We start from the raw sequence: 22,075 nt of genomic DNA on the forward strand, positions 1-22,075 counted from the left end.
CATGGATCGCTTTCGGGCGGCAAAGCCGCCCTACCCTGATCTCTTTGGCGGCGCATTGCTTTGGGGCATCCAGATGCTCGCTGCCGCCATGCTCGGCCTTTATCTACGCAACGGCCTGGAGACGAGCCGGCTTGGCGAGGTCGCCGGCCTCTATTTCCTCGGCGGCCTGCTCTCCTGGCCTTTCGCCCTGCCGGTCGCCCGCTTCTTTGCCTATGACAGGCCGCCGGAAGCGCGATTCGCCGCCTTTTTCGTGACGCTGACGGCGGCGACGATCCTGATGACCGCCTTCCTCTTTGCGATGGAATACCGGATCTTCTATTCGCGCTGGCACGCGCCTTTCGGCAGTGTCGTCTGGGCCTTCCAGTTCGTCTTCACCAGCGTCAGCGCCGTCTACCAGTTCCTGGTGATCGGCCTGCGGCTTTTCCTGCCGCTCGGGCTCGTCTGTCTTGTCGTAAGCAGCTATCATCTTGCCAAACGCATGCGTTGAGATTGCCGCCCGTCTTTGCTACAGGGGCGCTAAAGCAATTTCGGCAAAAGTGCCCAGCGGTTTTGCCAGGCAAAGCGCGAAGCGATCTTGCCGGGAATTGCGTCTCAGACGCTCAAACCTCTTGAAGTGAAGGCAGCCGCCCATGATCCCGCGTTATTCCCGGCCCGAAATGGTCGCCATCTGGTCTCCCGAAACCAAGTTCCGCATCTGGTTCGAGATCGAGGCGCATGCCTGCGACGCGCTGGCCGAACTTGGCGTCATTCCGAAATCGGCGGCAAAGACGATCTGGGAAAAAGGCGGCGCCGCCACTTTCGACGTCGCCCGCATCGATGAGATCGAGGCCGTCACCAAGCATGACGTCATCGCCTTCCTCACCCACCTCGCCGAGATCGTCGGCCCGGATGCCCGCTTCGTCCACCAGGGCATGACCTCGTCTGACGTGCTCGATACCTGCTTCAACGTCCAGCTGGTGCGCGCCACCGACATCCTGATTGCCGACATCGACCGGCTGCTGGCGGCGCTGAAGACCCGTGCCTTCGAACACAAGGACACCGTCACCATCGGCCGCTCGCATGGCATCCACGCCGAGCCCACCACCTTCGGCGTCAAGCTGGCACTCGCCTATGCCGAATTCGAGCGCTGCCGCCAGCGCCTCGTCGCCGCACGCGAGGAAGTCGCAACCTGCGCCATCTCGGGCGCCGTCGGCACCTTCGCCAATATCGATCCGCGCGTCGAGGAACATGTCGCCGAAGCCCTTGGCCTGAAGGCCGAGCCGGTCTCGACCCAGGTCATCCCGCGCGACCGCCACGCCATGTATTTCGCCACGCTCGGCGTTGTCGCCTCGTCGATCGAGCGCCTGGCGACCGAGATCCGCCATTTGCAGCGCACCGAGGTGCTGGAAGCGGAAGAATATTTCTCGCCCGGCCAGAAGGGCTCGTCGGCCATGCCGCACAAGCGCAACCCCGTGCTGACCGAAAACCTGACCGGCCTTGCCCGCATGGTCCGCTCCTACGCCCTGCCGGCGATGGAAAACGTCGCCCTCTGGCACGAGCGCGATATCTCCCACTCCTCGGTCGAACGCATGATCGGCCCGGACGCCACGGTCACCCTCGATTTCGCCCTCTCGCGTCTCGCCGGCGTCATCGAAAAGCTCCTGGTCTACCCGGAGAACATGGAGAAGAACCTCAACAAGTTCCGCGGCCTCGTCCACTCCCAGCGCGTCCTCCTGGCGCTCACCCAAGCCGGCACCTCCCGCGAGGATGCCTACCGCCTAGTGCAGCGCAACGCCATGAAGGTCTGGGAACAGGGCAAGGACTTTCTGGAAGAGTTGCTGGCGGATGCGGAGGTGCGTGCGGCGCTTTCGGAGGAGGATATTCGGGAGAAGTTCGATCTTGGCTATCATACGAAGCATGTCGACACGATCTTCCGGCGGGTGTTTGGCAACGCCTGAGCGAACCGGGATCGGTATTCTGCAAATGGAAGCGGGCTCAAGCTTGATGTCTGCTTCCGAGGTGGCGCTGGCCGACTCAATGAGGGAGGAGCAGGTGAAAAAGCTACCGGGTGAGGTATATTTCTTTATCGTCCTGTGGGCATTGTTCGCGCCAGCCCTCGTTGTGTATTTTATAGCAAAGCTTAAATACGTGCAGCAAGAACATATCGATCCCGCGTCTGTCGCAAATTTAAATTTTGCATGGCCGGTAGCCGCAGTTTTTTTATTGACGATGCTGTTTCTGTTGGAATTGGCATCTTATTTTAAATTTAAGCTCGGCTTCTTTTCAGCTTGGCACGCCGTCGCTGTGAACACCCTGGAAAAGTGAAAGAGACCCGGTCTCTCAAAGAGGCTAGATAGCGCTATATTCTGCCAAGCGAGCTCGCAGCCAACCTTCAACGGTTCCTTATCTCTGCTTTACCGGCTTCGCGGAAACCCGCCGTTTCTTCGCCTCGTCCTTTTTCGACGATGCTTCCTCGATTGATTCCGACACCGCGCAAGCCTCCGTCTCGCCTCTGCCCTTGGCCGCCTTGGCGACCAGCTCATCGAGACGCTTCAACTCCTCCTCGTCGAGGTTTTCGATGCCGATGAAGCGGTTTTCGGCGTGGCTTGTCAGGATGATCTCGTTGAGCTTGGCCTGGATTGCCCGCGTATCGCGGGTCTGGGCGTTCTGCAGCACGAAGACCATCAGGAAGGTGATGATCGTCGTGCCGGTATTGATGATCAGTTGCCAAGTTTCCGAATAGTCGAAGAAGGGGCCGAGCACGGCCCAGATGATGACGACCGCCAGCGCCAGGATGAAGACGACGGGCTTGCCCGCCCATTCCGATGTCTTGGTTGCGAAGCGGGCAAACAGATGCTTCATCGTTACCTCTGAAATCCTTCCTCGAAGTCCGTGCTAAAAACTCCGAGGCAGGTCCGAAGGTTCCAAAGGATCCCGGGCGGAGCCGAGATCCCCGGCGGAAGCGGTGGCTTACGCGGCTTCCCGTGCAATCAGCTTGCGATAGAGATGCCAGGTCGCATGGCCGAGAACCGGGATGACGAGCGCAAGCCCGGCAAAGACCGGGATCGTGCCGATCACGAGGAGCACAGCAACGATCAGGCCCCAGAGCAGCACCGGCACCGGATTGGCGACCGTCGCGCGGATCGAGGTCACGACGGCGGAAACCGCCCCGACATCGCGATCGAGCAGCAACGGAAAGGTGATGACTGAAATCGCCAGCACGACGAGCGCGAAGACGAAGCCGATGAGATTGCCCCAGATGATCAGTTGCATGCCCTGGGGCGTGCCGAAGACCTGGCGGGTGAAATCGCCCATGGTGCGCGGAAATACTTCGCCGAGCAGGTTGCTGTAGAGCGTCTGCGCCGTCACCAGCCAGACGACGAAGAGCGCAAAGAGCATCAGCCCGACCGCCACGATCGACGGCAGCGCCGGCGAATGGCGCACCTCCAGCGCATGGGTCCACGACGTGTCGATGCCAGCCTCGCGCCGGCGGCTGATTTCATAGAGGCCGATCGCGGCGATCGGGCCGAGCAGCACGAAGCCTGCCATCAACGGGAAAACCATTGGCAGAAGGTTGGCGCCGGAGGTCCATAGTGTCAGGAAGACGCCGGCGATCGGGTACATCAGGCAGAGGAACACATAATGCGACGGTTTCTCCATGAAATCGTCGTACCCGCGCCTTAGCGCATCGAAGACGTCGGCGATGCCGATGCGATTGACCACGGGCCGTGCGAAGCTTTCACCCGCACCCGTCATGACATGAAATGCCGCCATGGCTTTCTCCTCCTCAGCCGAGACATGATCGGCGGCGGGCGCGCATCGGCGAACAAGCCGACACGAAATCCGCAACCGGCACTGGAGCAATATAACAACTTTCAGCGCCCGTGTCGCTCTCTCCCTTGACCTCCCCCTTTTGACATCCCCCTCTTGACATCTCAGTCAAGCTTTCTCACATCGGCGGCACTATGAAAGCCTCAGACGCAGATATCCTCATCATCCCCGGCTATACCAATTCAGGCCCCGGCCATTGGCAGAGCCGCTGGGAGGCAAAGCTCAGCACGGCGCGGCGCGTCGAACAGGCCGAATGGACGAAGCCGGTCCGCGAGGACTGGATCGCCCGCATCGCCGAGGAAGTGAACGCCTCGACCCGTCCGGTCGTTCTCGTCGCCCATTCTCTGGGTGTGCCCTCGGCGATCCACGCCATCCCGCATTTCCGTAAACGGGTGGCGGGCGCCTTCCTCGTCGCCCCGCCCGATGTCACCAATCCCGATATCCGCCCGAAGCATTTGATGACCTTCGGTCCTTATCCGCGCGACCCGCTCCCCTTCCCCTCGATCACGGTGGCGAGCCGCAACGATCCGTTCGGCAGCTACGACCATGCCGATGATATCGCCGGCAGCTGGGGCTCCTTCCTCGTCGATGCAGGTGAGGCCGGTCATATCAATGCCGATTCCGGTCACGGGCCCTGGCCCGAAGGCACGATGGTCTTTGCCCAGTTCCTCAGCCGACTCACCGCCTGATTGAGGAAAATCCACATCTCGCTAATTGAGTGATTGCTTTCTAAGTCTTTCTTAATGGAATGACCGCAGACTGCCTCGAGATGCAATAAGTGAGAATGTCCGTGAAGAAAGCCCATCCAGAGGCCGACGATCCGCGTGGCGATGCCGCAGCGGCCGACGGCCACGATCTGGCCGAGCGGGAGAGCCGCTGGAATAATGCGCTTGTCGGCTCGGGCCTCGGCGTGTGGGATCACAATTATCGGCTCGGCCGGAAATATTACTCTCCGACATGGAAAACCATGCGCGGCATGACGCCGGACGAGGAAGTCGCCGGCGATTACGATGCCTGGCTCCAGCTCGTCCATCCCGATGACCGCGATTTCATCGCGCATGCCATCGATCGGCAGAATGCCGGCGATCCCGATTATCAGATCTTCGAATATCGTGAACGCCACCGGGACGGCCGCTGGATCTGGATCGAATGCCGGGGCGCGTGCGTGGAATGGGACGAGGCAGGCGTGCCGACGCGCATCGTCGGCACGGATACCGATATCACCGACCGCAAGCAGGCCGAGGAGACGCTGTCACGCCTCTCCCGCAGGCTTGATCTGGCGCTGGAGATTTCCCGCATCGGCGTCTTCGAGGCCGATCTCGAGGAGGATATGGTCGAGTGGGACGACCGGCTGATCGCCATTTACGGGCTGAAAGGCGCCGCTCGCCGGATCGCCGGCGACGCCTGGGCGAAAAGCCTGCATCCCGATGATCGCGAGCGCGTCCTTGGCCTGGCCGACCGCAGCGTCGAAAGCGGCAGCGATTTCCAGCAGGAATACCGCATCATCCGCGGCGATGGTGTTGAACGGGTCATCCGTGCACGCTCGGCCTTCTTCATCGACGTCAATGGTCATCGCAAGCTGATCGGCGCCAATTGGGACGTGACCGAGGAGGTCAAGCTTCGCGACGAGCTGCGGCGCGCCAAGGATCTGGCTGAAGCCCGCAATCTTGAACTCGAAGCCGCCAAGGAGAGCATCGAGCACCTGGCCCTGCACGACTACCTCACCGACCTTCCGAACCGCCGCTATCTCGATAAGATGCTGGACGACCGCTCGGCCGAATGCCGCGCCAAGGGCCTGGGGCTGGCGGTCCTGCATATCGATCTCGATCGCTTCAAGCAGATCAACGACACGCTCGGCCACCGGGCTGGCGATGCGATGCTGAAGCATGCCGCTGGCGTGTTGAGGAATTCCGTCCGCGCGGCCGATTTCGTCGCTCGCATCGGCGGCGATGAATTCGTCATCCTCTGCGCCGTCGATCCAGGCTCGAAGAAGATCGGCAGCCTTGCGGAGCGCGTCATCCGCGAATTGCGCAAACCCGTCAGATTTGAGGGGCACGACTGCCGTTTCGGCGCCAGCATCGGCATCGCCTTCGACAGCGGTCCGAAGCTCGATGCCAAGCAGATACTGCTCGACGCCGATATCGCGCTCTATCGGGCCAAGGGCCTCGGCCGCAATCGCTACGAATTCTTCTCCGCATCCGACCGACGCGACGTCGTCTCCGCCAAGCAGCTCGCCGATGAGATCCTTATCGGCCTCGAGCGCAATGAGTTCGTGCCCTTCTACCAGCTGCAGTTCGATGCCCGCACGCTCGATGTCGCGGGCGTCGAAACGCTTGCCCGCTGGCAGCATCCGGTGCACGGGCTGCTGGCGCCCGACCGCTTCCTCGATATTGCCGAGGATCTCGACGTCGTCTCGACCATCGACGCCCTGATCCTGGAGCGCGCGCTGGCCGACCGTAGCGCCTGGATCAAGGACGGGCTGCCGGTCCCGAAGATATCGGTCAACGTCTCCGCCAGGCGACTTGCCGATCCCGATCTCGGCAAGAAGCTCCGCGCCCTGAAGATCCCGCCCGGCACCATCTCCTTCGAACTGCTGGAATCGATCTCGCTCGACGATTGCGACGACGCAGTTGCCGCAAACCTCAAAAAGTTGCGCAAGTTGGGCATCGATATCCAGATCGACGATTTCGGCACCGGCCATGCTTCGATCGTCAGCCTGCTGCGCTTGAGCCCGAAGACGTTGAAGATCGACCGGGAGCTGATCCGCATGCTGCCGCAATCGGCCGAGCAGCGCAAACTCGTTGGCTCGATCATCGATATCGGCCGCTCGCTCGATATCCTCGTCATCGCCGAGGGCGTCGAGACTGCGGACCATATCCGCATTCTCGAAGAACTCGACTGCGATATGCTGCAGGGCTATGCGCTTGCCCGACCGATGCCGGCCATGCAGATTCCCTCCTTCATCCGCGCCGGAAGCTGGCGCCATGGAGAAGCTGCCGCCCGCGCCCTGCAGACGCAGCTTCGCCGCGCGCTACGAAGCAGAGCCGCCAAATAAAAGCCTGCATAAGCGGCCCGCCATTTCGCCTTCATTTCACCGTAAAGGAAAAGGCGCTAGACTCATCTGGCGAATTCATTCGATTCTCTTGGTGGTATTCCGTAAAATTCGGAATCGGGACCATGAAAATCGGAAACCGGGGAAGGAGCTATAGGCGGATTGTGAAACACTCTCTTTTCCTTTAAGGGGACGCCACGAGATCGATCCACTCGCGCTATCCCAAGAGCGCCAACAACAGAGAATAACCACGATGAACCGTCGCCGCCGTATCTACGAGGGCAAGGCAAAGATTTTGTATGAGGGCCCGGAGCCGGGCACTTTGATTCAGTTCTTCAAGGACGATGCTACTGCCTTCAACAAGAAGAAACATGAAGTCATCGACGGTAAGGGCGTCCTCAACAATCGCATTTCCGAATATATTTTCAGCCATCTGAACAAGATCGGCATTCCCACCCATTTCATCCGCCGGCTCAACATGCGCGAGCAGCTGATCAAAGAAGTGGAGATGATCCCGCTGGAGATCGTCGTGCGCAATGTCGCCGCCGGTTCTCTTGCCAAGCGCCTCGGCATCGAGGAAGGCGTCGTCCTGCCGCGCTCGATCATCGAATTCTATTATAAGTCCGACGCGCTCGACGATCCGATGGTCTCCGAAGAGCACATCACCGCTTTCGGCTGGGCCAATCCCGCTGAACTCGACGACATCATGGCGCTCGCCATCCGCGTCAACGACTTCATGACCGGCCTCTTCCTTGGTGTCGGCATCCAACTCGTCGATTTCAAGATCGAATGCGGCCGCCTCTTCGAAGGCGATCTGATGCGCATCATCCTCGCCGATGAGATCTCGCCGGACAGCTGCCGGCTCTGGGATATCGAAACCCGCGAGAAGATGGACAAGGATCGCTTCCGCCGCGATCTCGGCGGGCTGCTCGAAGCCTATTCCGAAGTCGCGCGGCGTCTCGGCATCATCAATGAAAACGAGCCTGTGCGCGGCACCGGCCCGGTTCTCGTCAAGTAAGGCAGGAAAGACAAAGTGATCAAGGCTCGTGTCACCGTCACGCTGAAAAACGGCGTTCTCGATCCGCAGGGCAAGGCCATCGAAGGGGCGCTCGGCGCCCTGGGCTTCTCGGGCGTCGGCCATATAAGACAGGGCAAGGTCTTCGATCTTGAACTTGATGGTTCCGACAAGGCCAAGGCCGAAGCCGACCTGAAGGCCATGTGCGAAAAGCTGCTCGCCAACACGGTGATCGAGAACTTCGCAATCGCAATCGACTGATGATCCCGGCCCTGCCGTCCGGCGGACCTTGAAGATTTGGCGTCATGATGGAAGCAAAGCTGGAGACGGAAGTCTCGAAATATATGAGCTATGTTTTGCGTCATGCGCCGGAGGCTGCGGGCCTGGCGCTCGACGGAGAAGGCTGGGTATCGTTCGATGAGCTCGAAAAAGCGCTGACGTCCAAATATGACGTCTCCCGTGCCGATATTGTCGAGATCGTCGAAAACAATCCCAAGAAGCGCTTCACGCTCGTCGATAACAGAATTCGCGCAAATCAAGGTCATAGCATCGAAGTCGATCTCGCCTTGAAGCAGGTTGAGCCGCCTGCCGCTCTTTTCCATGGCACGTCCCTGGCGAGCTGGTCCTCGATCGAGCGTGACGGCCTGAAGAAGATGCAGCGGCACCACGTTCATTTGTCGGCGGATGTCGAAACGGCGAAAATCGTCGCAATGCGCCGCAAGGGTGAATACGTCATTCTGCAGGTGAATGCGGCCCGCATGTTTTCAGAGGGTCATTCTTTCTTTGTCTCAGACAATGGAGTATGGCTCACCGAAAGCGTTCCAGTTCAATATCTTTTGCGAAACGCGGGGACCCCATGAAATCAGCCGTCGTTCAACTTCCGGGCCTTAACCGCGACCGCGATATGATCGCCGCCCTGACCAAGATCTCAGGCAAGCAACCGGTCACGATCTGGCAGACGGAAACCGAGATCCCCGATGTCGACCTGATCGTCATTCCTGGTGGCTTCTCCTATGGCGACTACCTGCGCTGCGGCGCGATCGCTGCCCGCATGCCGGTCATGCAGGCGATCACCGATAAGGCGGCAAAGGGCGTGAAGGTGTTGGGCGTCTGCAACGGCTTCCAGATCCTCGTCGAGGCCGGCCTGCTGCCCGGCGCGCTGATGCGCAATGCCTCGCTGAAATTCGTCTGCCGCGAGATCAAGCTCGAAGTCGTCAACGCCGATACGGATTTCACCCGCGCCTATGCCCAGGGTCAGGTCATCCGCAGCCCGGTCGCCCATCACGATGGCAATTATTTCGCTGACGAGGCGACTCTGGCGAAGATCGAAGGCAATGGCCAGGTGGTGTTCCGTTATGCCGAGGGCACCAATCCGAACGGCTCGATCAACGATATTGCTGGCGTGATGAACGAAAAGGGCAATGTGCTCGGCATGATGCCGCATCCCGAGAATCTGATCGAAGCCGCCCACGGCGGTTCGGACGGCCGCGGTCTCTTCGCCTCGGCGCTCGACGTCATCGCTGCCTGAGCCTCGCGCCCTGATGCATGTCGCCGGCAAGCGTGCCGCGGAACGACGTGCAAGTCCTCATCCCTGGAGCAAACCAATGCGCCCTCGCCTCTCCGTCGCAAACGCCGCCGTGGCGACCGTTCTCGCCGCAATTCTGGCCGCCTGCCAGTCGCCGGCGCCGACAGCCGGTCCGAACCGCGGCGCGCTGCCGACGATGGAACGTGTTGCGCTGGGCGCCAATGCGTGCTGGTTCAAATCGGGCGACCCGGCCTTTGCTGCCTATAAATTGGCGCCGGAGCTCAATTCCTTCTCTGGCCGGCCGCGCATCCTGCTCGTCCACAAGGGAAGCCCGGAAAGCCGGCCGCTGCTCGTGGTCCAGGCCGAGGGAAGCCCGGCACGTCTCCAGGCCTTCGGCCCGATGATGCAGGAGCCGGTCGCCGGTCGCGTCACCGCTGACGTCAACCGCTGGTCAGCAGGCGGCAAAGCCTGCAATTGATCACAGCGATCAATCCCAGAAAAACGACTTGCCGACCTCACGGGCCGCATCCGACTGCGACACCCCGATATCCTTGAGCTCACCCGCCGTCAGGCCTCTCAGCGCACGTCGGCCCTCCCGCTTCTGATGCCAGAGAAGAATAGCCGACCAGATCCGGCCTAAGCGCGTTGTCGTTTCGACGGGCGCGGACGGCACGGCAACAATTCTCCTGTCCTCGTAGGAGACAATCGGTACAATTGGCATTTTGATTTCGGGCAAGGCAGACATTCCAGGAATCCTTTCGGTAATTCGTTGGAATTGATTCTTAATCTTGACAGGAACAATGTGACAATATAGGTAATTGTCACCATGACAAATTGGCTTCCTGACCTTTCTCGCGGCTCCGGGCCGGTCTATCTCCGGCTTGCGGACAGCATTGAATCCGCCATATCGAGCGGCGCCCTGCCCGCCGGCAGCAAATTGCCGCCGCAGCGCAACCTCGCCTACGATATCGGTGTGACGATCGGCACGATCGGTCGCGCTTATGCGCTGGTGCACGAACGCGGCCTCGTCGCCGGCGAAGTCGGGCGCGGAACTTATGTGCTGAACCGTTCCGAGACGCCGCCCGGCGAGCAGGTGGATCCGTTGGCAATCTCGCTCGGCGGGACCCGTTTCCAGGATGCGCCGCCGAATAAGATTCGCTTCGATACGACAGCCGCTCCTGACCTCGGCCAGGGCAAGATCATATCAGGCATCCTCGCCGAGATCGGCGAGCAGCATCTCGCCGAGATATCCTCGTATTCCCGGAGCTTTCCGCGCAACTGGTTCGATGCCGGCCGTCTTTGGCTCGCCCGCAGCGGCTGGACGCCGGAGGCTGAAAACATCGTGCCGACGCTCGGTGCGCATGCCGCGGCGATCGCTGTCATCGCCGCCGTTTCGGCGCCGGGTGACAAGATCGTTTTCGAGAATCTCAGTTATACGCAGGTGAGCCGCAGCGTCCGTCTTCTCGGCCGTCGCACGCTGACGGTCGATTCCGACGAATACGGCGTGATCCCGGATGACTTCGAGCGGCTCTGCCAGCAGCAGCATCCGAAGCTCGCCTTCCTCATGCCGACCGTTCACAATCCGACGCTGACGATCATGCCTTATGAGCGGCGCGCGGCAATCGCCGCAATCGCCAGAAATCACGGCGTCTGGCTGATCGAGGACGATCTCTACGGCGGCATGGCCGACGACGAGACGCCGCTGCTTGCCTCGATCGCGCCCGATCGCACCTTCCTCGTCAACGGCCTTTCGAAATCGGTCGCCGCCGGGGTGCGCGGCGGCTGGATCGCCTGCCCGCCGCATTTTGCCCAGCGCATCAAGGTGACCCACAGGATGATCACCGGCGGCCTGCCCTTCATCCTGGCCGAAACCTGCGCGCGGCTCGTCCAAAGCGGCAAGGCGCACGAGATCCGCAAGGAGAGCGTCAAGGATCTCTCCCGGCGTGTCCAACTCGCCCGTGAACAACTGGCGGGCTTCGATTTCGAATCGCACCAGCACGCGCCGTTCCTCTGGCTGAAACTTCCGGAACCCTGGATGTCGGGCACCTTCAAGAATGCCGCTTATCGCGACGGCGTGCTCGTCGACGACGAGGACGAGTTCAAGACGGCGCGCGGCGAAAAAACCTATTATCGCGTCCGCGTTGGCTTCTCCTCGCCGAAGACGGGGCAGGAGCTGACCGCGGGACTGATGATCCTGCGCCGTCTCCTGGAAAACGGCGGCTCCGCCTATGACGGCGAAATATGATCTGTTGCAAATACACATCATAGTTCCAGAAATGCGCGGGCGCTGAGCCACCGCGCTTTATCCAACGCTCCCCCATGATACCTCTGTCCTACCCCCAGTTGAGGGAATCAAAGGACAGCAGATGAAGATCGACTTCGGCGGAGTCGCTTTGCGCTTCTTGGGTATTGCGTCAGTGGCAGCGGTTATCGGCTTTTCGGCCATGACCGGCTCCGCAAGTGCGGGTGAACAGATATTCGATGAATTGCGCTTCGGCGCCTCGGCCTCGGTACAATCCGGCCATTCCAAGGAAGATGGGATCTTTCCCGAAATCACGGCCCTCTTCGATCCCTTCGGCTACAATCAGGCGGTCGGCTGGCAGCAACAATTGCTGCATCCCCGTATCCATCTCGGCACCTCGATCGGCACATCAGGCGAGGCCACACAATTCTTCACCGGCTTCACCTGGACGGTCGATTTCAACGAGAAGCTCTTTGCCGAGGCCGGCTTCGGCGGCGTCATCCACACCGGTGATCTCGATGGCGACGGCGACGGTCCGGAGCTCGGCTGCCGCGTTCTGTTTCACGAATATCTCGGCGCCGGCTACCGTTTCACCCGCAATTGGAACGTGATGGCCCAGATTGCCCACTCCTCGCATGCCAATCTCTGCGACGGACCGAACGACGGCATGACGCGCGCCGGCCTGCAGATCGGCTACAAGTTCTGATCGCTTTCTCTTTTATTGAAAAACTATGCCCGCCCTCTGTTGACGGCGGGCATTTTCCTGTCGCGCGTCGCCGCTACATAAGCTAAAGACAGCGCAAAACGCGCCAGGGACTTTCCGCTCATGACCATTCCAAACACCATCCCGATCACGCCGGAACTCATTGCAAGCCACGGCCTGAAGCCGGACGAGTACCAGCGCATTCTGGATCTGATCGGCCGCGAACCGACCTTCACCGAGCTCGGCATCTTCTCGGCCATGTGGAATGAGCACTGCTCCTACAAATCCTCGAAGAAATGGCTGCGCACGCTCCCAACCAAGGGACATCGTGTTATTCAGGGCCCGGGTGAGAATGCTGGCGTTGTCGATATCGATGACGGCGATTGCGTCGTCTTCAAGATGGAGAGCCACAACCACCCCTCTTACATCGAGCCGTATCAGGGGGCCGCAACTGGCGTCGGCGGCATCCTGCGCGACGTCTTCACCATGGGCGCGCGCCCGATCGCCGCGATGAACGCGCTGCGCTTCGGCGAGCCGGATCACCCGAAGACCCGCCATCTCGTCTCCGGCGTCGTCTCGGGCGTCGGCGGCTATGGCAACTCCTTCGGGGTGCCGACGGTCGGCGGCGAAGTCGAGTTCGATGCACGCTACAACGGCAACATTCTGGTCAACGCCTTTGCCGCCGGTATCGCGAAATCCAACGCCATCTTCCTCTCCGAAGCCAAGGGCGTGGGCCTTCCGGTCGTCTATCTCGGCGCCAAGACCGGCCGCGACGGCGTCGGCGGCGCGACGATGGCCTCGGCTGAATTTGACGAATCGATCGAGGAAAAGCGCCCGACGGTTCAGGTCGGCGACCCCTTCACCGAAAAGTGCCTGCTCGAAGCCTGCCTCGAACTGATGAAGACCGGCGCCGTCATCGCTATCCAGGACATGGGTGCGGCCGGCCTCACGTGCTCGGCCGTCGAAATGGGCGCCAAGGGCGATCTCGGCATCCTGCTCGAGCTTGACAAGGTGCCGGTGCGCGAGGAGCGGATGACCGCCTACGAAATGATGCTGTCGGAAAGCCAGGAGCGCATGCTCATGGTCCTGCAGCCGGAGAAGGAAGAGGAAGCCAAGGCGATCTTCGTTAAATGGGGTCTCGATTTCGCCATCGTCGGCAAGACCACCGATGACCTGCGCTTCCGCGTCGTGCATCAGGGCGAGGAAGTTGCCAATCTGCCAATCAAGGATCTCGGCGATCAGGCGCCGGAATATGACCGTCCCTGGCGCGAATCGGGCAAGCAGGCTCCCCTGCCCGCCAATCTCGTCACCGCGCCCCAGGATTATGGCCAGGCGCTGCTGCAACTCGTCGGCTCCGCCAACCAGTCGAGCCGCCGCTGGGTCTATGAGCAGTACGACACGCTGATCCAGGGCAATTCGCTGCAGCTTCCGGGCGGCGATGCCGGCGTCGTGCGCGTCGACGGCCATCCCAGCAAGGCGCTCGCCTTCTCCTCCGACGTGACCCCGCGTTATGTCGAGGCCGATCCTTTTGAGGGCGGCAAGCAGGCGGTTGCCGAATGCTGGCGCAACATCACCGCGACAGGCGCGGAGCCGCTTGCCGCCACCGACAACCTCAACTTCGGCAACCCCGAAAAGCCCGAGATCATGGGCCAGTTCGTTCAGGCGGTGAAGGGTATCGGCGAAGCCTGCCGCGCGCTCGACTTCCCGATCGTCTCCGGCAACGTCTCGCTCTACAACGAGACCAACGGTATCGCCATCCTGCCGACGCCGACGATCGCAGGTGTCGGTCTGTTGCCGGACTGGCGCAAAATGGCCCGCATCGGCGGCGCCAATGACGGCGACAAAGTGATCATGATTGGTGTCGACGGCAGCCATCTCGGCCAGTCCGTCTATCTGAGAGACGTGCTTTCCAGCCGCGAAGGTCCTGCGCCGGAGGTCGATCTGTTCGCCGAGCGCCGTAACGGCGATTTCGTCCGTTCCGTCATCCGCAATGGCCAGGCGACCGCCTGCCATGACATTTCCTCGGGCGGCCTTGCCGTCGCGCTTGCCGAAATGGCCATGGCATCGGACAAGGGCCTGACGATCGATCTCGGTGAATGCAAGGGCGCTCCGCATGCGCTGCTCTTCGGCGAGGATCAGGCCCGCTACGTGCTGACGATCCCGAGCGATGTCGCCGATTTCATCTGCGCCAATGCGGAAGGCGCCGGCGTTCCCTTCCGCCGTCTCGGTACGGTCGGGGGATCGGCGCTCGTCGTCGGCGATCTCATCTCGCTGCCGATTCAGCAATTGCGCGATGCCCATGAATCGTGGTTCCCTGATTTCATGGAAGGCCGCGGCGAACTCGCTGCGGAATGATGCGCAAGGAGTAACGATCATGGCCATGAAACCCGGCGATATCGAAGACATGATCAAGGCTGGGATTCCCGGTGCCAAGGTAACGATCCGCGATCTGGCGGGCGACGGCGATCACTACGCCGCCGAAGTCGTCGCCGAAGCCTTCCGCGGCAAGAGCCGCGTGCAGCAGCACCAGATGGTCTACGAGGCGCTGAAGGGCAATATGGGCGGCGTCCTGCACGCCCTAGCCCTGCAGACTTCGGCACCGGAATGAGATTTCGCCGCTATAGGAATGGGTGAGCCCGGCCTCAACCGGGTATCCTCTTTTCGTCGGTGCCGGCAAAGACCGAGGCTGGCATCGGTCCTGATGTCATCAGCGTGAAATCGAACGACGCCTTGAGATCAGGCCCAAGCACATATTGCCGATGGACGCGCAGCTGGTCCTTGCGGATCTTGCGATAATGCTCAGGCGTCAGCATCTGCTTGACGCGGATCAGAAGAATCTCCGCAGGGCGCGCGTCAGCATGGCCCGAGACGGCGACGACGGGCACCTTGTAGAAATTGATCGAGTCCGTCAGGCACTGGACGTCGAGCCAGAAGATCTCGGGACACCGGGCAATGAGGCCAACGCGAGCGCGAAGCAGCGTCGCCGACGACATCAGCCCGCATTGCAGGATGGCGCTGCCGAGCGTCGCAAAAACCACGCGCTTGCCCATGAAGATCTCTGGCTCCCTTTCAAGCAGAATACCGATAACGTGGGCGGCGACGCTCGAACCCATGCTGTGTGAGGAGATCACATATTCGTCCGCCTCTTCCGCCAGCGCCTTACGCACGGCGGTCGCCCGATCCTCGAGCCAATCGTTGAATTCAGTCCGGTCCATCCGTCCAAGAGCTACGGCCATCTCCCAATCGGCGAAGAGATGCAGCGTATGGAACCGTTCGGAAAACGGCAGAAAGGCGAAGACAAAGAAGCAGAGCGCGAGCAGCCCGCTCCAGAGCATGTGCCACGGCGAAAAGCCGAGAGCATAGGGCAGGATGGCGATCTGCGCAGTCAACACAATCGCGAGCGCCGTCAGCAGGAATGGAAAGAGGAAGAACAGGCCGAAACGCCATGCATGGCGGAAGTATCCCCGCATGCCGCCCTCAAGCATGATCTGCGCACAGCTTCGGAAACCTGCCATGATCTGGCCGAGCGTGCCGCGGGCGCGCAGCCGGCGCACGAAGACGTCGTGATCGACCATGTGGATGCGGCTCTTCGTCTGCCAGCCGGCAGATCCGGTCTCCTCCTCGGGCGGCGTTTCATCGGTTGCCGCGGCGCCGGTGGTGACCACGAAGCTGAGGGGATCTCCTCCCTCATCCGGCGCTCCCGCCTCGACCGAATAGCCCCACACTGAGGCGCTCTGCCTGGCCGAACGTTCGTAGCGCGCCCTGTGGGCAACGCCGTCCAGCGGCTCGAAGCCCGGGAAATGCAGGACGACCCGCTTCTCGATCAATTTCATTCTGTTCTTCCGGCCGGGCAAATGGCCGGCATGTTGATACGATCCGGCTGCTGGTCGCGGTGGCTTCGCGAAAAAGCAGGTATGATCTCAAAGCCGTCTTGCTAACCGAACTCTTCCGGAATTCAATAGCGGCTATGTCGTTTTCACCGCGAGCGGAGGGGTTTGTGGCCGATCTTGTTAAAGAATTGATATCGGGCGTCGTCGACAGTGTGCTGAAGGAAATCTTGAAGAAAACCACCGGCCGCGTGACGACGAAGCGGAGCAGACGCAAGACGCGCGCTGCTGCGCCGACCCCGGCTTCTCGCAAGACAACCTCCACCAAACGCAAACCTGTCCGCAAACAGGTCAGCAAACGCCGCACCGCCGCCGGCCGCAGCCGTCAGCGCCGCAGTTGAGGCATCACGAAATCAACATATAACCGCTTTGAGGCGCGTCGGACTCCGGTAACGAAAGAGCCGGCATCCCGCTTACGCGTCTTCGCACTCTCGCCAAGGATCAGAACCGTGAAGCGCATTCTGAAAATCACTTTTGCGGCCGTCATCACCATCTCTCTCATTGCAGTCGCCAGCGTCTACGCCCTGTCGGAGAGGCGCCTTGCCAGGACATATGACCTTGCGGCGACCGACTTCACTGTCAGGACGACGCTATCACCTGAGGAAGCAGAACGCCGCGCCCGCACGTTGATGTGCGGCGGCTGCCATCACGATGCCGGGAATGTGCTGGTCGAGGAGCCTGGTGTCGGTCGCATCATTGCGCCGAATTTGACCCGCTTCGCGCCGATGTATAGCGATGCCGAACTCGTGCGCCTCATCCGCCATGGCGTCAAGAAGGACGGCACCGGCGTCTTCATCATGCCGGCAAGCAACTTCGCCAATATTGCCGATGACGATATGGCGGCGATCATCGCCTGGCTACGCAGTCTCAAACAACTTCCCGATGCAGTCGAGGGAGCGACGCAATGGGGGCCGCTCGGTCGGATTGGCCTCGCGCTGGGCAAGGTCCCCTTTGAAGCCGATCTCGTCCCCGCCTCTGTCACGCCCATCGCCGCGCGTCCGGCCGATATCGGCGAATATGCCTTTCGAACCGACTGCAGCCACTGTCACAATCTCGACACGGAGAAGAGATCGGAAGTCCTCGTGGCGCCGGCGCTGCGGCCACTGGCACAATCCTATTCGCCGGCCGATTTCAAGACGCTGCTGCGTACCGGCAAAGCTGCCGGTGGGCGTGATCTCGGGTTGATGACCAAGGTTTCGCAATCGGATTTCAACCACTTCACCGATGCCGAAATAGACCAGATTCAAGCCTATCTCGCCCGGCAACCGTAACGGGACGGCAACAATCCTGAAGTGGTCCGACCAGATTGGTCTTTTTTTGGTTCGGGCGGGTGGAATTCCTGCTGCCGCATGCTATCTAAGGACAACGATTGAAACGGTGGGCCTTTAACCCGCCTGTTGAAAGGATCAGGTCCTATGAGCGGCATTCACGAATTCATCGACAACGAAATCAAGAGCAACGACGTCGTCCTCTTCATGAAGGGCACGCCGCAGTTTCCGCAGTGCGGTTTCTCCGGGCAGGTCGTGCAGATTCTCGATTACATCGGCGTCGACTACAAGGGCATCAATGTGCTCGCCGATTCGGAAATCCGCCAGGGCATCAAGGATTATTCCAACTGGCCGACGATCCCGCAGCTTTACATAAAGGGCGAATTCGTCGGGGGCTGCGACATCGTCCGGGAGATGTTCCAGGCTGGCGAGCTGCAGCAGCATCTCCAGGAAAATGGCATCGCCGTGCGCGGCGCCGCCTGACCTGACCGGTCACCGGGCGTCCGCCCGGTTTCCAAATCTGTTTCTCGAGTCCGAGGCGCTGCGCTGAGCAGCGCCTTGGCCTGTTTATGGGAATTTCCTTGTGACAGATTCATCACAAGCCGTGTCCGCGGGCCGCCTGCCCCTGGGCAAGCGTGAATTCATCGCGCTTGCCGCTTTCCTGATGGCCGTCAATTCGCTGGCGATAGACATCATGCTCCCTGCCCTGCAGCAGATCGGCGCGAGCCTCGGCGTCGAAAGCGAGAATCACCGTCAGTTCGTCGTCTCCACCTATCTCCTCGGCTTCGGCTGCGCCCAGCTTTTCTATGGCCCGCTCTCCGATCGCTTTGGCCGCCGGCTGCCGCTCTTGATCGGCCTCTTCATCTATATCGCGTCGGCTATCGGAATCGTTTTCGTCCCGTCATTCGCTGGCCTGTTGGTACTGCGCTTCGTCCAGGGCGTCGGTTCCGCCGCCACCCGCGTGATCACCATCTCCATCGTCCGTGACATCTATGGTGGCCGGCAGATGGCCGAGGTCATGTCGCTGATCATGATGGTCTTCATGATCGTGCCTGTCATTGCACCCGGCACCGGCCAAGCGGTCATGTTCTTCGGCAACTGGCACCTGATCTTCCTCTTCATCGCCGCCATGGCGACTGGTATCGCCGTCTGGGCCTATCTCCGCTTGCCGGAAACACTGCATCCCGCCAATGTGAGGCCCTTCACCGCTCGCTCGATCTTCGGCGCCTTCAAACTAGTGCTGACCAATCGTGTCGCACTCTGCTACACCATCGCCAGCACTTTCATCTTCGGCGCGCTGTTCGGCTTCATCAATTCCGCGCAGCAGGTCTATGTCGGAATCTACGGCCTCGGGGTCTATTTCCCCTTTGCCTTTGCCGGTGTTGCGATCTTCATGTCCATATCGTCCTTCTTCAATTCGCGCTTCGTCGGCAAACTCGGCATGCGCCGCCTGTCGCATGGTTCGCTCCTCGGCTTTATCACCATCAACACCATCTGGCTGATCGTACAGATGATGAGTTCTGGGCCGATGCCCTTCGCCCTGTTCATCTCCTTCTTCGGCCTTGCCATGTTCCAGTTCGGTTGGATCGGCTCAAACTTCAACTCGCTCGCCATGGAACCGCTCGGCCATGTCGCCGGCACCGCCTCCTCCGTCCTCGGTTTCATGAGCACGGTCGGTGGGGCCTTGATCGGCGCCGGCATCGGTCAGGCCTTCGACGGCACGGCGCTGCCGATGGTCGCCGGTTATTTTGCCGTGTCGATCGTCGGCCTGATTTTCGTGCTGATTGCCGAGAAGGGCCGGCTCTTCCAACAGCATAACCCGGCCGTCTGAACGACCGGCCTCATCCGCATACGGGATTTCACCACATGACGCCGCCGCATAAACCGCACCAGGAAAACCAGGGCTCCCGCCGCATCGGCATGGGCTTCGGCGAGTTCGTCGTGACGATCGCCATCATGACCGCCAGCATCGCCATGGCGATCGACAGCATGCTGCCGGCACTGCCCAATATCGGCCACTCCCTCGGCGTCACCAACACCAACGACGCGCAGCTCATCATCGGCGTCTTTTTCCTGGGATTCGGCGTCTCGCAGATATTCTTCGGCAGCCTTTCAGATACGTTCGGCCGCCGCAATATCCTGCTCGGCGGCCTCGCCTGCTATGTCCTCGGCATGTTTGCCGCTGCGGCAACCGGCAGCTTCGAAATGCTGCTCGTCATGCGTTTCGTTCAGGGTGTGGGCGGCGCGGCCGTGCGCATCACCACCATGGCCATCGTCCGCGATTGCTTCGGCGGCCGCGAAATGGCCCGTGTTATGTCCTATGTCATGATCGTCTTCATGATCGTGCCGATCGTCGCTCCCTCAGTCGGCCAGCTCATCATCATCTACGCCAACTGGCACTGGATCTTCATCCTGCTCGGCATCGTCGCCACCATCCTGTTCGTCTGGGCTCTTCTCAGGCTGAAGGAATCGCTGCCGCCGGAAGAGCGCCTGCCGCTTTCGGTCAGCTCTGTCGTGGATGGTTTCAGGACCGTTCTCACCAACCGCGTCACCACAGGCTACATGATCGGCCTCACCATGTTCACCGGCGTCATTAGCGCCTATGTGATCTCGGTGCAGCAGGTCTTCGGCGAGGTCTACGGCCTTGGTGACTGGTTGCCGATCGCCTTTGCCGCCACCGCCGGCGGCATTGCCGTCGCCAATTTTGCCAATGGTTTCTTCGTGCGCAAGTTCGGCATGCGCCGCATCTCGCATGCCGCTTTGCTGATCTTCACGGCGCTGTCGGCTGTCGGCTTTTTCATTTCGCTGGCCGCTAAGCCGGACTTCGCCGTCGCCTACGGTATCTTCACCATCGTGCTGATGATGTTCGCCGTCATCGCCACCAATTTTACCGCCATCAGCCTCGAGCCGATGGGCAACCTCGCCGGCACCGCGACCGCCGTCACCGGCTTCGTCTCGACGACGGCAGGCGCCATTCTCGGTGGCCTGGTCGGCCAGATGTTTAACGGCACGGTACAGCCGCTCTTCGGCGGTTTCGCGCTCTTCGGTCTGGTGACGATCGCAGCTACTCTTTGGGCGGAGAACGGCAAGCTCTTCACCCACCCCGGCGACAGCCCGCAGCTCGATCCGGGTGCGGCCCATTTCTGACGCAGGCACGTGCGAAAGGCATCCCCATGGATGAGCCAATCTCGATCAGGCCTTATGGACCGGGCGACGCGGACGCGACGATCGAAATTTTCCTGCGCGCCATTCGCGAGGTCTCTTTGAAAGACTATTCCCGCGCTCAGATAGAGGCTTGGGCGCAGGTGGAAGATCGCGGCCTGTGGGCGGAGCGCAGGATAAGCAGGCCTGCCTGGATTGCAGAAATCGTCGGAAGGCCTGCAGGCTTTTCTGATCTTACCAGCGACGGATGCCTGGACATGATGTTCGTGCACCCTGAGCTCCAGGGACTAGGAATTGCAAGCCGCCTATTGAGCCGGGTCGAGGAGGAAGCTCTGAAGCTGGGATTCAGACGAATTCATACGGAAGCCAGCCGAACCGCCCGACCGTTTTTCGAGCGCAGAGGGTTTCGCGTGATAACGAAGCAAATCGTCGAGAAGCGTGGGCAAAGCCTGGAAAATTTCCTCATGGAAAAGCTCTACGGCTGATCCGCGGTAGCGGGAACAGACCGGCGTCCTGGCCATGAAAGAATTCCTCCAACGGCTCCGGCCGATATCCGAACTTTGCGGCCGGATTTTCATGTCTTCAGACGGTAAAAACCTCACGCCGCAGCACATCCCATGACGCCTTGTCGGGGGCAATCAACAGCCCGCCGCCGAGATGATGCGGCAGGTAGGGCGAGCCGTCGAAGCGCGCGGCATAGGCGCCTGCTTCCTGCGAGATCAACGTGCCGGCCAGATGATCCCAGGGCATCAGCTTGTTGTACATGAGGTAATGCACGTAACCGCCGGCAAAGGTGCGGTATTCGTGGGCAGCGCAGCGGTAGTTGGTCAGGAAGCGCACCTTGGCTAGATTGCCGAGGATCTCGGCACGCTTCTCCTGCGGCAGGTAGCCCGTCGAGGCCATGCCGACCATCTGGTCGAGCGCAACCGGCTCGGCCGAATACAGCCGCTGCGCCTCGCCGTCCGGCCGTCGCAGCCAGGCGCCAGCGCCCTTTTCTGCCATCACCCAGTCGTCGCCCATCGGATCGTAGATGATGCCGGCAACGGTCTCGCCCTTGGAAACGACGGAGGCCATGACGCCGAAAGCGGGAATGCCGGAAGCGAAATTGAACGTGCCGTCGACTGGATCGACGACGATAGCGAGATCGGCATGTTCAAGCCCGCCAAGCAGTGCCGCATCGGCAGCGACCGATTCTTCGCCGAGGAACAAGGCTTCCGGCCAGAGCTTTGCCGCTTCCGCCTTGATCATCCGCTCGGCCTGCTCGTCGGCCTCAGTGACGAGGTCCGTTGCCTCGCTCTTTGCCCGCACATCATCCTGGCCGAGCCGGCGGAAGCGTGGGAGAATCTCCGCCTTCGCCGCTCGGCGCAGCAGGTCGGCAAGAACGGTCACGTCGACAGTCGCTGTCATGTCA

The 22,075-nt window shown here is 60.9% G+C and carries 25 protein-coding genes; 20 read left to right on the forward strand and 5 right to left on the reverse strand.

Going from position 1 to position 22,075, the window contains the following annotated elements; translation table 11 throughout:
• Nucleotide 1: 1 nt before the first annotated feature.
• The 3 genes from NE852_RS11200 to NE852_RS11210 all read left to right on the forward strand — a co-directional run bounded on the left by NE852_RS11200 (nt 2) and on the right by NE852_RS11210 (nt 2,304).
• A complete protein-coding gene (locus tag NE852_RS11200) occupies nt 2-487 on the forward strand; it encodes a hypothetical protein (RefSeq protein WP_008526010.1) in 486 nt (161 codons plus the stop codon).
• 142 nt (nt 488-629) lie between these two features.
• On the forward strand, nt 630-1,937 hold the full coding sequence (purB, locus tag NE852_RS11205) for an adenylosuccinate lyase (RefSeq protein WP_008526009.1): 1,308 nt from the start codon (nt 630-632) through the stop codon (nt 1,935-1,937).
• On the forward strand, nt 1,924-2,304 hold the full coding sequence (locus NE852_RS11210; protein ID WP_128623536.1) for a hypothetical protein: 381 nt from the start codon (nt 1,924-1,926) through the stop codon (nt 2,302-2,304). Before purB ends, NE852_RS11210 begins: the two co-directional genes overlap by 14 nt.
• Before the next feature lie 78 nt (nt 2,305-2,382).
• Here the strand turns inward: NE852_RS11210 and NE852_RS11215 are convergent, their stop codons facing one another.
• Together NE852_RS11215 and NE852_RS11220 are read right to left on the reverse strand one after the other, a co-directional pair.
• Nucleotides 2,383-2,841, reverse strand: a complete 459-nt coding sequence (locus NE852_RS11215) for a low affinity iron permease family protein (protein WP_008526007.1) — start codon at nt 2,839-2,841, stop codon at nt 2,383-2,385.
• A 108-nt stretch (nt 2,842-2,949) separates the two neighbouring features.
• A complete protein-coding gene (locus NE852_RS11220; RefSeq protein ID WP_008526006.1) occupies nt 2,950-3,753 on the reverse strand; it encodes a DUF2189 domain-containing protein in 804 nt (267 codons plus the stop codon).
• Nucleotides 3,754-3,944: 191 nt separating this feature from the next.
• Here NE852_RS11220 and NE852_RS11225 point away from each other — a divergent pair, with 191 nt between their 5' ends.
• The 7 genes from NE852_RS11225 (at nt 3,945) to NE852_RS11255 (ending at nt 9,880) form a co-directional block, all read left to right on the forward strand.
• Nucleotides 3,945-4,499, forward strand: a complete 555-nt coding sequence (locus tag NE852_RS11225) for an alpha/beta hydrolase (protein WP_008526005.1) — start codon at nt 3,945-3,947, stop codon at nt 4,497-4,499.
• Nucleotides 4,500-4,594: 95 nt separating this feature from the next.
• Nucleotides 4,595-6,865: a bifunctional diguanylate cyclase/phosphodiesterase gene (locus NE852_RS11230; RefSeq protein WP_008526004.1), complete on the forward strand. Its 2,271-nt coding sequence runs from the start codon at nt 4,595-4,597 to the stop codon at nt 6,863-6,865.
• A 250-nt stretch (nt 6,866-7,115) separates the two neighbouring features.
• Nucleotides 7,116-7,880, forward strand: coding sequence for a phosphoribosylaminoimidazolesuccinocarboxamide synthase (gene purC, locus NE852_RS11235; RefSeq protein WP_008526002.1), 765 nt, complete (start codon nt 7,116-7,118; stop codon nt 7,878-7,880).
• A 15-nt stretch (nt 7,881-7,895) separates the two neighbouring features.
• Nucleotides 7,896-8,138 (forward strand): phosphoribosylformylglycinamidine synthase subunit PurS, encoded by a 243-nt coding sequence (gene purS, locus NE852_RS11240; protein WP_008526000.1) that lies wholly within the window; start codon nt 7,896-7,898, stop codon nt 8,136-8,138.
• Between the two features lie 44 nt (nt 8,139-8,182).
• Nucleotides 8,183-8,737: an RNA 2'-phosphotransferase gene (locus NE852_RS11245; RefSeq protein WP_008525997.1), complete on the forward strand. Its 555-nt coding sequence runs from the start codon at nt 8,183-8,185 to the stop codon at nt 8,735-8,737.
• Complete coding sequence (gene purQ / locus NE852_RS11250; RefSeq protein ID WP_008525995.1) at nt 8,734-9,405, forward strand: phosphoribosylformylglycinamidine synthase subunit PurQ; 672 nt, start codon at nt 8,734-8,736, stop codon at nt 9,403-9,405. Before NE852_RS11245 ends, purQ begins: the two co-directional genes overlap by 4 nt.
• Before the next feature lie 76 nt (nt 9,406-9,481).
• The gene (locus NE852_RS11255) at nt 9,482-9,880 is read left to right on the forward strand and encodes a hypothetical protein (RefSeq protein WP_008525993.1); all 399 of its coding nucleotides are present in this window, start codon (nt 9,482-9,484) and stop codon (nt 9,878-9,880) included.
• Between the two features lie 9 nt (nt 9,881-9,889).
• On the opposite strand, the gene NE852_RS11260 is transcribed toward NE852_RS11255, so the two are convergent.
• Nucleotides 9,890-10,147 (reverse strand): DUF1127 domain-containing protein, encoded by a 258-nt coding sequence (locus tag NE852_RS11260; protein ID WP_008525992.1) that lies wholly within the window; start codon nt 10,145-10,147, stop codon nt 9,890-9,892.
• Nucleotides 10,148-10,228: 81 nt separating this feature from the next.
• On the opposite strand from NE852_RS11260, the gene NE852_RS11265 reads away from it, so the two are divergent.
• The 4 genes from NE852_RS11265 to NE852_RS11280 all read left to right on the forward strand — a co-directional run bounded on the left by NE852_RS11265 (nt 10,229) and on the right by NE852_RS11280 (nt 14,955).
• Nucleotides 10,229-11,647: a PLP-dependent aminotransferase family protein gene (locus NE852_RS11265; RefSeq protein WP_258156520.1), complete on the forward strand. Its 1,419-nt coding sequence runs from the start codon at nt 10,229-10,231 to the stop codon at nt 11,645-11,647.
• A gap of 121 nt (nt 11,648-11,768) precedes the next feature.
• Nucleotides 11,769-12,350 (forward strand): acyloxyacyl hydrolase, encoded by a 582-nt coding sequence (locus tag NE852_RS11270; RefSeq protein ID WP_008525987.1) that lies wholly within the window; start codon nt 11,769-11,771, stop codon nt 12,348-12,350.
• Nucleotides 12,351-12,470: 120 nt separating this feature from the next.
• Entirely contained in the window at nt 12,471-14,702 is a 2,232-nt protein-coding gene (gene purL / locus NE852_RS11275) for a phosphoribosylformylglycinamidine synthase subunit PurL (RefSeq protein WP_258156521.1), read from the forward strand.
• 19 nt (nt 14,703-14,721) lie between these two features.
• Nucleotides 14,722-14,955, forward strand: a complete 234-nt coding sequence (locus NE852_RS11280; protein WP_003540079.1) for a BolA/IbaG family iron-sulfur metabolism protein — start codon at nt 14,722-14,724, stop codon at nt 14,953-14,955.
• Between the two features lie 34 nt (nt 14,956-14,989).
• On the opposite strand, the gene NE852_RS11285 is transcribed toward NE852_RS11280, so the two are convergent.
• On the reverse strand, nt 14,990-16,180 hold the full coding sequence (locus NE852_RS11285) for a hypothetical protein (protein ID WP_008525968.1): 1,191 nt from the start codon (nt 16,178-16,180) through the stop codon (nt 14,990-14,992).
• 164 nt (nt 16,181-16,344) lie between these two features.
• Between NE852_RS11285 and NE852_RS11290 the strand changes: the two genes are divergently transcribed.
• The 6 genes from NE852_RS11290 to NE852_RS11315 all read left to right on the forward strand — a co-directional run bounded on the left by NE852_RS11290 (nt 16,345) and on the right by NE852_RS11315 (nt 21,149).
• On the forward strand, nt 16,345-16,575 hold the full coding sequence (locus NE852_RS11290) for a hypothetical protein (protein WP_008525966.1): 231 nt from the start codon (nt 16,345-16,347) through the stop codon (nt 16,573-16,575).
• A gap of 108 nt (nt 16,576-16,683) precedes the next feature.
• On the forward strand, nt 16,684-17,505 hold the full coding sequence (locus NE852_RS11295; RefSeq protein ID WP_008525965.1) for a c-type cytochrome: 822 nt from the start codon (nt 16,684-16,686) through the stop codon (nt 17,503-17,505).
• A gap of 144 nt (nt 17,506-17,649) precedes the next feature.
• Nucleotides 17,650-17,985 (forward strand): Grx4 family monothiol glutaredoxin, encoded by a 336-nt coding sequence (grxD, locus tag NE852_RS11300; protein ID WP_008525963.1) that lies wholly within the window; start codon nt 17,650-17,652, stop codon nt 17,983-17,985.
• Between the two features lie 100 nt (nt 17,986-18,085).
• Nucleotides 18,086-19,333 (forward strand): multidrug effflux MFS transporter, encoded by a 1,248-nt coding sequence (locus NE852_RS11305; protein WP_008525962.1) that lies wholly within the window; start codon nt 18,086-18,088, stop codon nt 19,331-19,333.
• 35 nt (nt 19,334-19,368) lie between these two features.
• Nucleotides 19,369-20,649: a multidrug effflux MFS transporter gene (locus NE852_RS11310; RefSeq protein ID WP_008525961.1), complete on the forward strand. Its 1,281-nt coding sequence runs from the start codon at nt 19,369-19,371 to the stop codon at nt 20,647-20,649.
• 26 nt (nt 20,650-20,675) lie between these two features.
• A complete protein-coding gene (locus tag NE852_RS11315; RefSeq protein WP_008525960.1) occupies nt 20,676-21,149 on the forward strand; it encodes a GNAT family N-acetyltransferase in 474 nt (157 codons plus the stop codon).
• A gap of 97 nt (nt 21,150-21,246) precedes the next feature.
• On the opposite strand, the gene NE852_RS11320 is transcribed toward NE852_RS11315, so the two are convergent.
• Nucleotides 21,247-22,071: an inositol monophosphatase family protein gene (locus NE852_RS11320; RefSeq protein ID WP_008525959.1), complete on the reverse strand. Its 825-nt coding sequence runs from the start codon at nt 22,069-22,071 to the stop codon at nt 21,247-21,249.
• Nucleotides 22,072-22,075: the final 4 nt, after the last annotated feature.

It is taken from the genome of Rhizobium sp. Pop5 (genome assembly GCF_024721175.1).
Classification (GTDB): domain Bacteria; phylum Pseudomonadota; class Alphaproteobacteria; order Rhizobiales; family Rhizobiaceae; genus Rhizobium.